At 58.4% G+C, this 15,212-nt stretch carries 11 protein-coding genes and 1 pseudogene; 1 reads left to right on the top strand and 11 read right to left on the bottom strand.

Annotated elements, in window-relative coordinates; all coding sequences use genetic code 11:
• Positions 1-243: 243 nt before the first annotated feature.
• A complete protein-coding gene (locus QT230_RS05605; RefSeq protein WP_308320598.1) occupies positions 244-2,415 on the top strand; it encodes an esterase-like activity of phytase family protein in 2,172 nt (723 codons plus the stop codon).
• 91 nt (positions 2,416-2,506) lie between these two features.
• On the opposite strand, the gene QT230_RS05600 is transcribed toward QT230_RS05605, so the two are convergent.
• The 11 genes and pseudogenes from QT230_RS05600 to QT230_RS05550 all read right to left on the bottom strand — a co-directional run bounded on the left by QT230_RS05600 (position 2,507) and on the right by QT230_RS05550 (position 15,211).
• The gene (locus QT230_RS05600; protein WP_308320597.1) at positions 2,507-4,270 is read right to left on the bottom strand and encodes an ABC transporter permease subunit; all 1,764 of its coding nucleotides are present in this window, start codon (positions 4,268-4,270) and stop codon (positions 2,507-2,509) included.
• Between the two features lie 13 nt (positions 4,271-4,283).
• Entirely contained in the window at positions 4,284-5,798 is a 1,515-nt protein-coding gene (locus QT230_RS05595; RefSeq protein WP_308320596.1) for an ABC transporter substrate-binding protein, read from the bottom strand.
• 127 nt (positions 5,799-5,925) lie between these two features.
• Positions 5,926-6,843 carry a dipeptide/oligopeptide/nickel ABC transporter ATP-binding protein gene (locus QT230_RS05590; protein ID WP_308320595.1) on the bottom strand — a complete coding sequence of 306 codons (918 nt, stop codon included), beginning with the start codon at positions 6,841-6,843 and terminating at the stop codon, positions 5,926-5,928.
• Positions 6,844-7,683 carry an ABC transporter ATP-binding protein gene (locus tag QT230_RS05585; RefSeq protein WP_308320594.1) on the bottom strand — a complete coding sequence of 280 codons (840 nt, stop codon included), beginning with the start codon at positions 7,681-7,683 and terminating at the stop codon, positions 6,844-6,846.
• A 204-nt stretch (positions 7,684-7,887) separates the two neighbouring features.
• The gene (locus QT230_RS05580; RefSeq protein ID WP_308320593.1) at positions 7,888-9,357 is read right to left on the bottom strand and encodes a carbon starvation protein A; all 1,470 of its coding nucleotides are present in this window, start codon (positions 9,355-9,357) and stop codon (positions 7,888-7,890) included.
• A 189-nt stretch (positions 9,358-9,546) separates the two neighbouring features.
• Positions 9,547-9,630, bottom strand: a pseudogene (locus QT230_RS05575) (superoxide dismutase); the annotation flags it as partial.
• Positions 9,631-9,666: 36 nt separating this feature from the next.
• Positions 9,667-10,812: a M20 family metallopeptidase gene (locus tag QT230_RS05570; protein WP_308320592.1), complete on the bottom strand. Its 1,146-nt coding sequence runs from the start codon at positions 10,810-10,812 to the stop codon at positions 9,667-9,669.
• Positions 10,797-12,218, bottom strand: coding sequence for a M20 family metallopeptidase (locus QT230_RS05565; RefSeq protein ID WP_308320591.1), 1,422 nt, complete (start codon positions 12,216-12,218; stop codon positions 10,797-10,799). Before QT230_RS05565 ends, QT230_RS05570 begins: the two co-directional genes overlap by 16 nt.
• Before the next feature lie 38 nt (positions 12,219-12,256).
• Complete coding sequence (locus tag QT230_RS05560; RefSeq protein WP_308320590.1) at positions 12,257-13,261, bottom strand: oligopeptide/dipeptide ABC transporter ATP-binding protein; 1,005 nt, start codon at positions 13,259-13,261, stop codon at positions 12,257-12,259.
• Positions 13,258-14,307 carry an ABC transporter ATP-binding protein gene (locus QT230_RS05555; RefSeq protein WP_308320589.1) on the bottom strand — a complete coding sequence of 350 codons (1,050 nt, stop codon included), beginning with the start codon at positions 14,305-14,307 and terminating at the stop codon, positions 13,258-13,260. Before QT230_RS05555 ends, QT230_RS05560 begins: the two co-directional genes overlap by 4 nt.
• A complete protein-coding gene (locus QT230_RS05550; RefSeq protein WP_308320588.1) occupies positions 14,300-15,211 on the bottom strand; it encodes an ABC transporter permease in 912 nt (303 codons plus the stop codon). Before QT230_RS05550 ends, QT230_RS05555 begins: the two co-directional genes overlap by 8 nt.
• Between the last annotated feature and the right edge of the window lies 1 nt (position 15,212).

The following is a 15,212-nucleotide window of genomic DNA, read 5'->3' as shown; positions in this document are numbered from 1 at the left end:
AAGCTAGCTAGAAAGCAGCCAGTCAGCACCCACTGACTGGCTTTGTTCATTCTAAGGTATCCCAATCCTCAAAACGCTTTCGGCTTCCCCGCTCTACCACCACTTCCTGAAAACCTGCGTCCGACCTGCGTTCGAATGTCATAAGCCTGACACGGTCATGCTGTTTGATAGGCCAGTTGATGCTGCACGTTTAATGACTTAACCAGATGTTTCTTCGGCTTAGGCAAGGAATCAAACTTCATTATGATATTCACACGTACACCCCCACTGTTGGTGCTCGCTATTACGCTGGCCGCTTCACATTCGGTCAGCGCGGCGGATAAGCACTTCAACCGCATCGCTAGCTTCGCTATCCCCAGTAACATGGCGGTGGGCGAAGATCGTAGCCGTGAAACCTCGGCGGAAATTATCGCTGCCTCAGGCGACGGTATGACGCTGGTTTACTCAGACAGCCCGCTGGGCGTGATCGGGCGAATTGATATTAGCGACCCCGCTAATCCGCAGCCGCTGGGCAGTATTGATGTCGGCGGCGAGCCCACGGCGGTAACCGTGCTCGACAACATCGTCTATGCCGGGGTGAATACCTCGGTCTCTTACCGCGAGCCTTCCGGGCAACTGCTCACCATCGATATCGATAGCGGTGAAATACTGGCCTCCTGTCCCTTGAACGGTCAGCCCGACAGTGTGGCTGCCGCAGCAGCGCCAGAGGGACGTTTCGTCGCCGTCGCCATTGAGAACGAGCGCGATGAGGATGCTGGCGACGGTCGAGTGCCGCAGATGCCTGGCGGCTCTGTTGCCCTGGTGGAGATCAACGATGCAGGGGAAGTTAACTGCAACAGCCTGCTTTACGCCGACGTGGCGGGGCTTGCCGAGATCGCTCCCGAGGATCCCGAGCCGGAGTTTGTCGATATCAATGCCTTAGGTGAGGTTGCAGTCACCTTGCAAGAGAATAACTACCTGGCGGTAATCGACTACAGTGGCAAAGTGGTGTCGCACTTCAGCGCCGGGGCGGTGGATCTGGACGGGATTGATGCCAGTGATGATGGTGCGCTGATCTTTAATGAGCAGCAGACTCAGCGCTTGCGCGAGCCGGATGCGCTGCAGTGGATTGACAGCGATCACTTTGCCATTGCCAATGAGGGCGATATGGATGGCGGCTCCCGGGGCTGGAGTATCTTCCATAAAAGCGGCCGCTTAGTGTATGAGTCCGGGGCGGATTTCGAGCATGCGGTGATTGAGGTGGGCCACTACCCCGATAAGCGTTCGGATGCCAAGGGCAGTGAACCAGAGGGGATGGAGTTTGCTGTTTTTGACGGCACGCCCTACGTATTCCTGCTCGCCGAGCGAAGTTCGCTGGTGGGTGTTTACGATGTCAGCAACCCTGCTGAACCGCAGCTCAGCCAACTACTCCCCTCGGGGCTTTCACCGGAAAGCGCGGTGGCAATTCCCAGCCGCGGCTTGCTGGCTACCGCCAATGAGACCGATCTGGGCGAAGAGGGCGGCCCGCGCTCCCATGTCATGATCTACCAGCACCAGGATTCGCCTGCTGTCTACCCCACGCTCACCTCGACGGGCAGCGACGAGCTGATCGGCTGGGGCGCTCTCTCTGGCATGGTCGCCGCAGATGGCGTGCTCTATGCAGTCAACGACAGCTTTTACAGCGCCCAGCCGCGCATTTTTACCATCAACCCTTCCACGTCACCCGCGCGAATTACCGCGGCGTTGGATGTAACCCGTGATGGTGAGCCTGCTCTAGGGCTGGATATGGAAGGCATCACCACCGATGGAGAGGGTGGTTTCTGGGTCGCTTCCGAAGGAAATGACAAAGGGCTTGCCAATACTCTCTATCATGTTGGCGCTGACGGCGAGATTGACCAGGGTATTGCGCTACCCGAGGTACTTGCCCAGCAGGCACTGAAGTGGGGTTTGGAGGGCGTTACTCGGCTCGATAATCAGCTCTGGCTGGCAGTGCAGCGCCCCTGGAAGGATGACCCCGAAGGCATGGCCAAGTTGCTGCGCTACGATATCGATAGCGGCGAGTGGGGCGCTGTGCACTACCCGTTGGATCGAGTTGATAGCGGCTGGGTAGGCCTTTCAGAGATTACCGCGCACCAAGGCGACCTGTATTTGATTGAGCGGGACAATCGTATCGGTAGAGATGTCCAGGTCAAGCAAGTGACCCGCGTCGCGCTGGACGGCCTGACGCCAGTGCCACTGGGCGGTGAGCTGCCGGTGGTCGAGAAGCACATCGTGCGCGATCTGATACCGGATCTCGCCAGCTACAACGGCTTTGTGGTGGACAAGATTGAAGGGATGGCGATCAATGAGCAGGGCCATGCCTGGTTGGTCAGCGATAACGATGGTGTTGACGACAGCAGTGGCGAGACCTACTTCTGGTCAATACCGCTGGAGTAGCTGCGTAGCGGTTCAGGTACAACGGGCAGCCCAGTGGCTGCCCGTTTGCATGGTCGGTGGGGAAACAGCGTTGGGCGGGTGCTTTGCTCGCCTAACGAGTTGGTCGGCGCGAGCCGACAATACTGGAAAGCGACACCGCCAATACCGACAGCAAAATCAGCGCTAGCGCAGGAATCAGCACCGCCCAGGGGGCGCGCTCGATGTAGGGCATTCCTTCGGCGAGTATCAGCCCCCACTCTGGTGAAGGCGGGCGCGGTCCCAGGCCCAGAAAACCAAGCGCGGCCAAGGCTAGCGCAATCCCCGGTAAGCGCAGCATGGCGTGACGAAACACCGGCCCAAGCACGGCGGGCAGAATATAGCGGCTCATTAAGCGGAAGTGGCCTACCCCCAGGATCGGTGTGATACGCACGTGGGGCTGGGCTTTTGTTTCCGCGACCAGGGCGGCGGTGTGGGCCGCCAGCGGCGCCCAGGCCACGGCAGTCACCGCAATAATCGCCCCGCTGGCGCTTGGGCCCATCAGACCCGCCACAATAAGCCCCGCAATGGCAGGCGGTGTGGCCTTGGTGATTTCAATCGGGCCGGTGGCCAGCCTGGGAGCCAGGCCAATCAGCAGTCCTAATGCCAGCGAAAAGAACACCACCACTGTTGCCATGCCCATGGTGGATAGCGCCCCATGGGCCACCCGGGCCAGAATATCGCGGCCGGTGCCGTCGGCGCCCAGCGGCAACGCCAGGCTTGGCGGCTGTAAACGCATAAAGGCTGAGCTAAACGGGTCGCGGCCAATCCCTGCCGCAACCAGCAGTACCAGCAGCACAACTGCGATGGCGGGCACCACCCACGTCCAGCGCTGAACGCTTTGCTCGTGTTGTGCTACCGGCAGCGCCCCGAGTCGAAACGCCCGGCCTAACAGCAGTGCGCGGCCAATGTTAGCCAAGCTGCCCAATACAATAGCGATAATCAGCAGGATCAGAATGCCGGTTTGCAGGGCGGGCATATCCTGGGCCGATGCCGCGCCAAGGGTCGCTCGGCCAAGGCCGGGGATCGAAAACACCTGCTCGACGGCAATGGCCCCGCCGGTCAGGGCGACCATTACCATGCCGACTTGGGGCATTAGGCTGGGCAGCGTGCGGCGCAGGGCTGCCAGAGTAATCCGGCTGCGGGAGAAACCCGCTACGTTCCAGGTGGCGACCCAGCGCTCGGTGAAGGTGGCCGAAAGACCGTCGCTAAACAGGCGCCCCAGCAGGCCGCCCGCAGGAAGGCCTAGCGCAAAGGCGGGTAGCACCACGTAGCTGAAACCTCGCCAACCGTATGGCGGCAACCAGTTTAGCCAGGCGGCAAATACCACCAGCAGGATTGAGGCGAGCAGAAACTCGGGAAGCGCCGTTAGTGCGGCGCCAATCGCTCCAGATGAGCGGCTAACCTGACCATTCAAGCCCCGACGTACCACAGGTACACATATCAGCGTAGCGGTGACCACTGCCACCAGCATGCCGAACCCCATGAGCGTGAGAGATACCTGGGCGCTTTTTAACATACCCGGCAGCACCGGCGCGCCGGAAATCCAGGAGTTGCCCGCATCGCCATGCAGCAGCCCCATCAGCCAGCTTTGCAGCTTCTCGAAGGGGCCAAGATCCAAGCCCAGCTGGGCGCGAATAGCGGCTAGCGCCTCAGGTGTCGCTTCCTGCTCGGCAGAGCGAGCCCGCAAAATGCTCAGCGCTGGATCCCGGCCGGATAACCACGGCAGTAGTCCGACCAGCACCACTACGCTGGCTAACGTTATCAGCCGTGACAGCAGCGGAATAAAGGGTTCGATGCGCAAGCTGCGCCATAGGCGCAGCGGTGCTGCGGTTGTCATGCGCGGCTCACCCCTAGGAGTCACTGTCGGCGTCAATGGACGTCTTCTCAGTGATCAGCATACGCTCGCGGGGATCACGCTCGGCGTTGGTAACGCGGGCTGATTCACCCTGAATGACACGCTCGTGGAGCATGGGTATGGCGGCATCGGTGCGCAAAATAGCGGCTTCCGCATCGATGATTGCCTGGCGCCGTTCGTCGCCGGTGGGCAGTACCGCCGCGGTGGCCAGCGCTTCATCCACCGCCGGGTCGCACAGCTGGGCGATATTGAAGGAGCCTGCGCAGGCAAAGTCACTGAACATATAGGCGACCGGATCGCCGGAGTCGAGCACGGTGGCTCGGGAGAGAATAAAAGCATCAAACTCACCGGCCAAGGCGTCCGCTTCGATATGGGCGTACTCACGCACTTCCTGGTTAACGCTAAAGCCTGCCTGGGTCAGCTGTTGTTCAAGTAGGACGGCGACTTCGGGCAGCTCGGCGCGATCGGTAAAGGTTGCCAGCGTAATCTCGGTGCCGTTTGGGTCGGTGGGCGCGGTGCGATCCTCAATCGGAGCGCGATAGTCGCTTGCCCACGCCAGTGCGGGGCCGAGTAGCCCTTCGGCGATATCGGCGCGGCCTTCGTACACGGTATTGACGATAGCCGGGCGGTTTACCGCTTCACGGGCGGCGGCGCGCAGGCCGGGGTCGCTCATAGGGCCTGATTCAGTGTTCAGGTAAAGCGTATTGGTGCGCGGCATGGGCACCTCAAAGACCAAGTCAGGGTCGAGCAGCGCTACCTGGGAGACCGGAATGGCTTCCACCACATCGGCCGTGCCGGTTCTTAAGGATGCCGCCCGGGCCGTGCCGTCGGGCACATAGTCGGCGTCAATGCCAGCCACCGCGGCAGGCTCGCCCCAGTAGTCATCAAAGCGGTCTAGCCGGGCGCTGGTGGTGCCGTTGATCTCTTTTAACACGAAGGGGCCGGTGCCTGCTTCGATGGGGTTAACCCGGCCATCTTCGCCGTAGGCGCTGGCCGCTAGAATCGCCAACTGCGGGCTTGAAAGGCGGTTGGGGATTAGCGGGTCATCTTTTTCCGTGCGCACGATCACCGCGTTATCGCCATCGGCTTCGATGGTCATGTTTACGCCGTCTAAAATACGCGGTTTGGGTGCGGCCTGGGTGGCGGCGGTCAGCGAGTTCACCACATCGCTGGCGGTTAGCGGCGTGCCATCATGAAACTCAACGCCATCGCGAATCACAAACCGCCAGGTTTTCGGATCCAGTTGCTCCCACTCGGTGGCCAGAAACGGCTGGGGGTCGCTGCTGGCATCCAGGCGAATCAGCGTTTCCGCCGTGCTCCAGCGGGATAGCTTAAAGGCATCGTCGGAAAGCGGCGTTAAGCCAGAGCGCGGTGGCTGCAGCATTGCCACGCTAATACGCTCACCTGATTCGGTGGAGGCGGTGTCGCGCTGTTCATCAAAACAACCGCCAAGGAGTAAGGGCGCGGCAAGGGCAACGGGCAGAGACAGGCGAAGCGAGTGGCGAAACATCGTAACGACTCCTAATAATAAGCGGTTAGTAATACCTGGGAAAATGAACAACGGCACAGCCTTGCGGTGTGCTGAAAGTTAAGCACTGCATAAAGCAAACGGGTTTAATCAAAACGGCGTGGAGGATTTACACCAGCGCTTCAACCTCCGCGGCATTGCAGTTTGGGAGTGCACATCTGGGCAGTTGTGTGACGGCGTTGATTAACGCCCAGGTTGCCGAGTGGCGGGGGGTGCGCCATAGCGCCGCGGTTGGGCGGTCTTCGACGATGTTACCGTCATCCATCACCAGCGTGCGCTGGCATAGGTGGGCAACCACCGATAAATCGTGGGACACCATCAGTAGCCCGGTGCCACTCTCACCGCAGAGGTTGTTCAGCACCTTGATGACCTGGGCGCGAACCGGTAGATCCAGGCCGCTAAGTGGCTCATCGGCCAACAAAAAGCGTGGGCGGGTGGCGATGGCGCGGGCAATGGCGACCCGCTGTGCCTGGCCGCCAGAAAGCTCATGGGGCTGGCGATCCAGAAACGGGGCATCCAGGCCGACTTGCTCCAGGGCTTCGCGCGCGCGTTCGCCAGGGTCGCAATCGACGTCTAGTCGAATCAGCGGCTCACTGACCAAAGCGCGCACGCTCATGCGTGGATCGAGCGACGAGGCAGGGTCTTGGGGAATGTATTGAACCGCCCGACGGTACCAGCGTAGTTGGGCAGTGGAGCCGGGGCGCACGAGCTTATGCTGACAGGTAATCGACCCGCTATCGGGCGCTTCAATCGCCAGCAGGGAGCGCAGCAGGGTGGTTTTGCCCGAACCGGAGACGCCCACGAGCCCCACCCGCTCGCCTGGATAAAGGCTCAGGTCGATGTCGTGCATAATCCGTTTGCGCTCGCCTGCGCGCCAAAACACCTCCCGGGGGAGCGATACGCTTTTGTTGAGTCCGTGTGCGCAGAGAAACGCTTCACTGCTATCAAAAGCGGAGCGCTCGTTGAGTGCTGACGCACTCATTGTGGGTGAAATTGTGGGTGAATAAGTTGGCAACGGGCTTGGCATCTAGGCGCTCTTTAAAAGATCGTTTGATGTAAAAAAATTGGCGGATGCCTGATGGTTTAGCGCTGACGGCTGAACGTTATGCGCGGCAGCGACCAGTTCCTGGGTAAAGGGGTGCTGCGGGTCGGTAATCAAGGTGTCTAAATCGCCGCTTTCAATTACCACGCCCCGCTCAATAATTACTGCTCGCTGGCAGAGCTGTGAGGCGGCGTGGAGATCGTGGGTAATAAACAGCATCGCGGTGCCCGAGTGGCCGGTATGCTCGCGTAATGCGCTCAGCACTTGGGCTTGAGTGACCACATCCAGTGCGGTGGTAGGTTCGTCGGCTACCATTAATGCGGTTTTACACGCCATGGCCAGGGCAATGCAGACGCGCTGGCGCTGTCCACCGGAAAGCTCCGCTGGAGTGCGCTTGATTAACCGCTGGGGGTCAGGAAGATCCATTGACGCCAACAGCGCCACAGCCGCCTGGGTGGCAGCGTTGCGCGATAGGCCGTGATGGCGGATAAATGGCTCGCGCAGCTGGGAGCCGATAGAGACCAGCGGGTTCAGCGCGGAGAGCGAATCCTGAAACACCATCGATACCCGTGTGTCTTTCGGCCGCTGTGTGGCTGGTATCGCCATGGTTTCCCGGCCTTGAATGCGGATGCTACCTGATACCTGGGCATTGGGTGGTAAAAGCCCCAGCACTGCTTTTGCAGTGAACGATTTACCCGATCCTGATGCACCTAACAGGCAGACTCGCTCACCGGGCATAACATCAAACGAGAGCCCATCGACGATCTGCTGTCGGCCAATTTGAATGCCCAGGCCACGCACGGATAAGACAGGTTCACTGCACATTGACAACATCTCTTGCGGAGCCGGTAAGTTATAAGCAATGGTTATGATATAACGTTTAATTGTTCGGCAGCAATACAGATATCAATAAGGTGTTCAGTTGCGGGGAAGCCGACAGGTTGAGGCGTGATAAGCAGGTATAAAAAAAGCGCTGAGCAATCAGCGCTTTTTTGCAACCAGGCGACACTGCCGCCTGTTTGTGTCGGGTTATTTTGCGGCGGTGGCAGCGTAAGTCTCGTTCGTGCCGAAATTGTCGGCTGGCTCATCTACCGCAAAGGTGGCACGGCTTAAGCGGCGGACCCGCTTCATAAACAGCGCGATGCAAATCAGTGTGCCGAGTGCGGCGACCACGTAGCTTAACTGCAGCGGCAGACCAAAACCGATCGGCGCGTAGGCTAAGTAGGTAAACGTTGCCATGGTCATAAAGGTGGCTGGGATCGAGGTGATCCAGTGAGGCTTACGCGACAGCACCAGATACATGGTGCCTACCCACAGCGCGATGACGGCGGTGGTTTGGTTGGCCCAGGAGAAGTAGCGCCACAGCAGTGTGAAGTCCATATGGGTTAAGGCGTAGGAGACCACAAACAGCGGTAGGGCGACCATAATGCGCTTAACCATCGGTTTCTGATCGATCTTGATGTAGTCGGCAATGATCATCCGCGCGCTACGAAAAGCGGTATCGCCCGAGGTTATCGGCAGCACGATAACGCCGAGTACCGCCAGGGTGCCGCCGATCGCGCCCAGCATGGTGGTAGACACTTCGCTTACCACTGCGGCAGGGCCACCGGCGGCCAGTACATCAGAGAGTGACTGGTCGCCGTAGAACAGGCTCATGGCGGCGGCTGCCCAGATCATCGCGATGATGCCTTCGGTGATCATCATGCCGTAGAAGATTTTGCGGCCATTGGTTTCGTTTTGCGTGGTGCGCGAAATAATCGGTGTTTGGGTGGCATGGAAGCCGGAAAGTGCACCGCAGGAGATGGTTAAAAACAGTAGCGGGAAAATCGGCGCGGCGTCAGGGTGCATATTCTGGAAAGAGAGTTCGGGGATCGGCGCGCCCGTGACAACCAAACCAATGCCGATACCGGCAGCGCTGAACAGCAGCAGGGCGCCGAAATAGGGGTAGATACGGCCGATCACCTTATCAATCGGCAGCAGCGTGGCGATCAGGTAGTAAATAAAGATGGCGACAATGATCATCGTGAGTGACAGCGATGTCATATTGGCCAGCAGCGCCGCGGGGGAGGTCACAAAGACCGTACCTACCAGCAGAAGCAGCAGAATCGCGAAGCCATTGACCACATGCTTCATCGCTTTGCCGAGAAACTTGCCCGCTAGTTGCGGCAAATGAGCGCCGTGGTTACGGATCGAGATCATACCGGTCAGGTAGTCGTGTACAGCACCGGCAAAGATGCAGCCAATCACAATCCACACAAAGGCGACCGGGCCATACAGCGCACCGAGTATCGGGCCAAAAATGGGGCCCACGCCGGCAATGTTCAATAGTTGAATAAGCGAGTTGCGCGTGGTGTTCATCGGCACGTAGTCGATGTTGTCGCGCATGCTGAAGGCGGGCGTTTGGCGTTTTCGGTTAGTCACAAACACGCGCTCAACGAACTTCCCATAGGTAAAGTAGCCCGCTATTAGCAGCAGGATCGATACAATAAAGGTGATCATCTAAGGTACCTAGAGCAGTAGAGGGGATGGGCGAGCATGCCAATTAGCACACAAGCAGGCACTTCTTTAGCAGGACTGAATTTACAGATAAGTGCTATAAAATCACAGTTAGACTTTAGTGGGCGGTAAGCAACAAAACGGGCAGCCCAGAGGCTGCCCGTTTGATCTGCTCGAAGTGAACACTGATTATTAGGACTCCACGACACCACAGGCCATGCGAGTACCACCACCGCCCAGGTGTGGCTCATCTGAGTAGGTGTCACCGCCTTCGTGAAACCCAATCTAGCGTGCCGAAGCAGGGGATATGCCCTACAAATTCAATAACGTAGCCGCTAGTGCCTGAGTGCGCGGCACCAGTGTGTCGAGTAAACAGTACTCTTCATCAGTGTGCATTTTTGCGCCGACCGGGCCAAGGCCACACAGGGTGGGAATGCCCAAGCTGGCCGTCCAGCCCGCATCAGAACAGCCGCCGGTGAATTCGCCGTCAACAGCAAATCCAATGGCCTGAGCCTGGGCCTGATAAAGCTCAAACAGCGTGCTGCTCATACGCGCTTCGAGGGGATAAAACTCTGAGGTTTGTTCGATGGTTGCAGCGGTGCCGGTCATTTCGGGTTCAGCGATAATCGTCTCAATGGCTTGATAAAGCTGGTCACGCTGGGCCGTGGTAACAAAACGAATATCCAACTGCGCGGAAGCCGACGGCGCGACGGTGTTGCGGGATACTCCACCGGTGATGGTGCCTACGTTGGTGGTGATACCTGCCTCGTAATCGGTCAAGGCATGCAGTTTGATGATTGTGTGGGCGAGTGCTTCGATGGCGCTGGCGCCATCGGCGTGGCTAACGCCAGAGTGGGCGGCTTTGCCGGTGACTTCGATCAAAAAACCGGCGCCGCCTTTTCGCCCTGTTACCACATTACCACTGACTCGCCCTGGCTCGACGTTCAAGACAGCACATGCCCCTTGAGCGGCGGCTTCAATAAACGCCCGTCCATCCGGTGAGCCTATCTCCTCATCGGCAGTAAACAGGGCGCGAACGGGGAGTGGGCAGCTGGGTAGTCGGCTTAACGCGCGTAGCACAAAGCAGTTCATTACCAGGCCGCTTTTCATATCGGCAACGCCAGGGCCAAAGCCGATGTTGTCTTTTTGGCTATAGCCGCGACTCGCCACTGTACCGGTAGGAAAAACCGTATCCCGATGGCCCATTATTAGCGCATGACCTTGGCCGTTTCCCCCCAGCTGTGCCTCTAAAATATCGCCTGAGTCAGGGCGCTGGTGGCGTATCACCGTGATGCCATCCTGTTCGAGCCACTGGGTGATCAGGTCGGCGACCGCATCATTGCCGGCTTTGTCGGAGCTGTTGGAATCGATATTCACCAGGGCCTCCAAGCAGTCAATCATCGTCTGCTGCTGTCCCCCTAGCCAATCACACGCTTGTTGTATTAGTGGCTCTTGCATGACGCTCGCTCCTTATGAATCACTGCACCCTGAGCACTCAAATCCCAGAATAGCCCCGCCATCAATATAAGCGCTTCTGAGGCAATACTACCTAACAGGTGTTCATCGGGGGCGTGTTGCGAACAGGAGGGGTAAGAGTGGGGAACCCATAGTGTGGGCAAGCCAAGCGTCTCGGCAAATACATCGTTGGGCAACGAGCCACCTAAGTTAGGCAGTAGCGTGGGAATTTTATTTGTCGATAGCTGCATTGAGGATAATGCCCAGCTCACCCACGGGTCTTCTGGATCAAGGCGTGTAGCAGCCATCTGCGACATACGTGCCGCGCTGACTTCGATATCGCTAAAGCCATGTTGATCCAGGTGGTGGCGTAAATGGGCTAGAAAGTTATCCTGGTCGCTCCCCACTACATAACGCAACTGGCAGTGGGCGTAGGCGTGGGGCGGAATCGCATTGGCGGGGGCATCAGGGTTCCCTGCCTTCATGGCGAGCACTTCTAGGGTGTTCCAGCCAAACAGCCGCTCAGCGGGGGATAACCCTGGCTCACCCCAGTCCGTATCAATCGTTGGTGCATTGTCGCCGACGCCTACTTTGAGTGAGGCAAGGGCACTGCGCACGGCGTCAGGAATAGGCTCTGGCCGTAACCCTTGAATTTGAATCACACCGTCGGCGTCTACCAACGTAGCGATCGCATTGGTTAACCGCACGGCCGGGTTTTTTAATACCCCACCCCAGTTGCCCGAGTGGTGGGCACCTTCTCGGGCCTGCAATTTGAGATCAAAGTTGAACGAGCCTCGTGAGCCTAAAAATAGCGTTGGCGATTCGGCGTCCAGGCGGGGCCCGTCAGAGCCAATAAACACATCCGCAGCCAAACGCTCGCGATAGCGGTGGCAAACCTCTTTTAGCCCCGGTGAGCCGGTTTCCTCGCCCATCTCCAGCACCAGCTTGACGTTATAGCCCAGGCGCCCGTTGCTGGCTTTCAGCACACAGCTCAGCGCGGCTAAATTGATGGTGTGTTGGCCTTTGTTATCAGCGGTGCCGCGCCCATACCAACGATCCCCTCGCTGGGTGATCTGCCAGGGCGACAGCCCGTCTGCCCACTGATCATCGTAGCCGCGTATCACATCGCCATGGCCGTAGGTTAATACGCTGAAGGCGGCCTGTGGCTCAATTCTTTCCGCGATTAGAAAGGGCCCAAAACCTGCCACGGGGTTATCGACGATTTCCCAGCTAAAACCGAGCTGCTCAATGTCTGGAATAATCTGTTCAGTCAGGTAACGGTGCAGTTCCTCCAGCCTATTGGATTCCTGGCTTTCACTGCGGATGGCGATGCGCGGGGCAAGCTGAGTATAAAACTCGCCACTCTCAAAATAGACTTTGGCATTGTCTAAGGCGTGTTGGCGCGACATAAGCGTTCCTTTAAATGTTAGGCATTGATTAAGCGTGCTTAGGCAAAGTGGCAGGCGACACGGGCCTGGCTGCTCTGATGAGTAGCCTGAGTAGCACCCTGAGCAATAGCGCTAAGCGCTGGTGACTGCTGTGAACATTGCGGCTTTGCGACTGGGCATCGAGGGTGAAAAGCACAGCCGGAAGGGGGCTGCGTAGGGTCGGGCTGTCCCGCCCCAAGGCCGATATCGGGCACGCCCAAGCCAGGTTCTGGGGTAAGCGCGGAAGCTAGCAGCGCTTGGGTATAAGGGTGGCGTGGGGCGTTAAATATTTGCTCGCGGGTGCCCTCTTCCACAATTCGCCCCAGATACATCACCGCGAGCCGATCCGCGAGATGTTCCACCACGGCGAGATCGTGACTAATAAACAGGTAGGTAAGGCCAAATTCATCTTTCAGATCGAGCAGAAGGTTGAGGATCTGGGCCTGAACCGATACATCCAGCGCTGAGGTGGGCTCATCACAAATCACCAAGTCTGGGCGCATAATCAGCGCCCGGGCAATCGCCACCCGCTGGCGCTGCCCACCGGACATTTGTCCAGGGTATTGCTGGGCGGCGCGTTTGGGCAGTCCGACCATGTCGAGCATCTCCTCGACCTTTAAGGCCTGCTCCTTGGGAGTGCCAATGGCATGGATGCGCAGTGGTAAGCCGACGATTTGGGCAATCCGCTGGCGGGGGTTAAGCGACGAGTAAGGGTCTTGGAAGATCGGCTGAATATGGCGGGCCAGCGCTTTTTGGTTAGCGTTAACAATCGCTTTGCCGTTGATCAACACGTCGCCACTGCTTGGTTTCGTCAGCCCCAGCAGCATTTTTGCTAAGGTACTTTTACCGCAGCCCGATTCGCCCACCAGCCCCATGACCTGGCCGCGGGGAACGCGCAGCGAGACATCGTTGACGGCTTTTAAGGTTTGGCTTTTATGCAGCATGCCGCCGCCCAGTTTGAATGTTTTGGAGAGCGAGCAGAGTTCCAGAGCAAGCGGGTCACGAGGATTTGCGGCACTGCTCATAGCGTTACCTCCTGAGCGTTTAGATTCGCAGGATTTGCGAGCTGATGGGCAAAGTGGCAGCGCGATAGGTGTCCCTCTGCGACGGTTTGCAACGGTGGTGTGGAGTAACAACGCTCATCCGCTTGGTCGCAGCGGTTACAGAAGGCGCAGCCCTCGACCTTATCTATCAGGCTGGGTACCACCCCTGGGATGGCTTGCAAACGGCTGCCCGGCAGCGTTTTGCCGGGGGTTGGTATGCAGCGCAGTAACCCCTGGGTATAGGGGTGGCTGGGGGCGTTAAAGAGCGCTTGGGCAGAGGCGGTTTCAATCACTTCGCCGGCATACATCACGGCGACCCGGTCGGCGATACGCGCAACGACACCCAAGTCGTGGGTGATGAAAATGATCGCCGTGCCAAACTCCTGCTGTAAGTCGCGCAGCAGGTGCAGAATTTGTGCCTGAATCGTCACATCCAATGCCGTTGTGGGTTCATCGGCGATGATCAAGTCGGGCTCACACATTAGTGCCATGGCGATCATCACCCGCTGGCGCAGCCCGCCCGAAAGCTGGTGAGGATATTGCCGCATGCGCTCTTCTGCAGCGCTAATGCCGACTCGTTCAAGCAAGTAGAGGGCGCGGTCATGAGCTGCTTTACGTGACACCCGCTGATGACGAAGCAGGGCTTCGCAGAGCTGATTGCCCAGGGTATAGGCGGGGTTGAGTGCGGTCATGGGTTCCTGAAAAATCATCGCCATGCGTGCGCCGCGTAAATTGCTCCGCTCGCGCTCAGACACCGTTAGCAGATTGACACCGTCAAAGTTGAGGCAATCGGCGTTTATCTGCGCTTTGCCCGGCAGCAGGCCCATTAGTGCCAGTGAGGTCATGGATTTACCACAGCCTGACTCACCGACAAGACAGAGCATTTCTCCACGTTCAACGTGAAAGTCGATACCCCGCACCGCGTGAAGGGTGCCCTTGGCCACGGGCAAGTCGACGCGTAGCTGTTTAACCGTCAGCAGAGGCGAGGTTGGCGCCGCTGAACGCTCAGCGGTCGATAGATTACTCATTGCGACCTCCCGGTGCGCTGAGATCGCGCAGTCCATCACCCAGCAAATTAATCGCCAGCACCAGAATAAATAGTGCGGCGCCGGGGATCGTGATCACCCAGGGCTGAAAGAACATATAGGCTTTGCCTTCGGCGATCATCAGCCCCCAGGAGGGCGAGGGTGGCTGCACACCCATGCCTAGAAATGACAGCGTTGCTTCGAGCAAAATGGCGTTGGCAACCTCAAGGGTGGCGACGACAATCAACGCGCCTGCAATGTTAGGAAGCACTTCGCGCAGCAGAATGTAGTGCAGGGGGCAGCCCAGTGCCTGGGCGGCTTGCACATACTCGGCATCGCGCAACTGTTGAGTGGCTGAGCGGGCAACGACGGCGAAGCGATCCCAGAGTAGTAGCCCTAACAATAGAGTGACGGTGAGCATTGACCCGCCAATCAACGAAGCCATGGCCAGGGCCACTAACACCACCGGCATAGCCAGGCGCGTGGTCAGCAGGTAACTCACCACCGCATCAACGCGACCGCCAAAGTAGCCCGCCAAGACCCCGAGGGTGGTGCCAATCAACCCGGAAATCAGCGCCACTACCAGCCCTATGAATAGCGAAATACGCGCACCAAAGATAAGCCGGCTCAGGTAGTCACGGCCGAGCCGGTCGGTGCCTAAAGGATGCGTCCAGCTACCGGTTTCGTGCCAAATAGGCGGCACCATACGGTTGGCGGTGTTCTGGAGATAGGGATCATGGGGCGCAAGCCACGGTGCCAGAAGCGCCACCACACCTAATGAAACAATAATCAATAATCCGATGGTTAGGCTGCGGTTATTAAGCGTGTTTTGCAGTAGGCGCGCTGGCAGTGTCGCGGGTAATTCGTTTTGCACAGCGGCAGCCGGTGGGGAAAGGGTGTGTGCCATG

The sequence above is a fragment of the Halomonas sp. SpR8 genome, from assembly GCF_031010195.1.
Lineage (GTDB): Bacteria > Pseudomonadota > Gammaproteobacteria > Pseudomonadales > Halomonadaceae > Vreelandella.
This window is presented reverse-complemented; position numbering and strand designations above follow the sequence as displayed.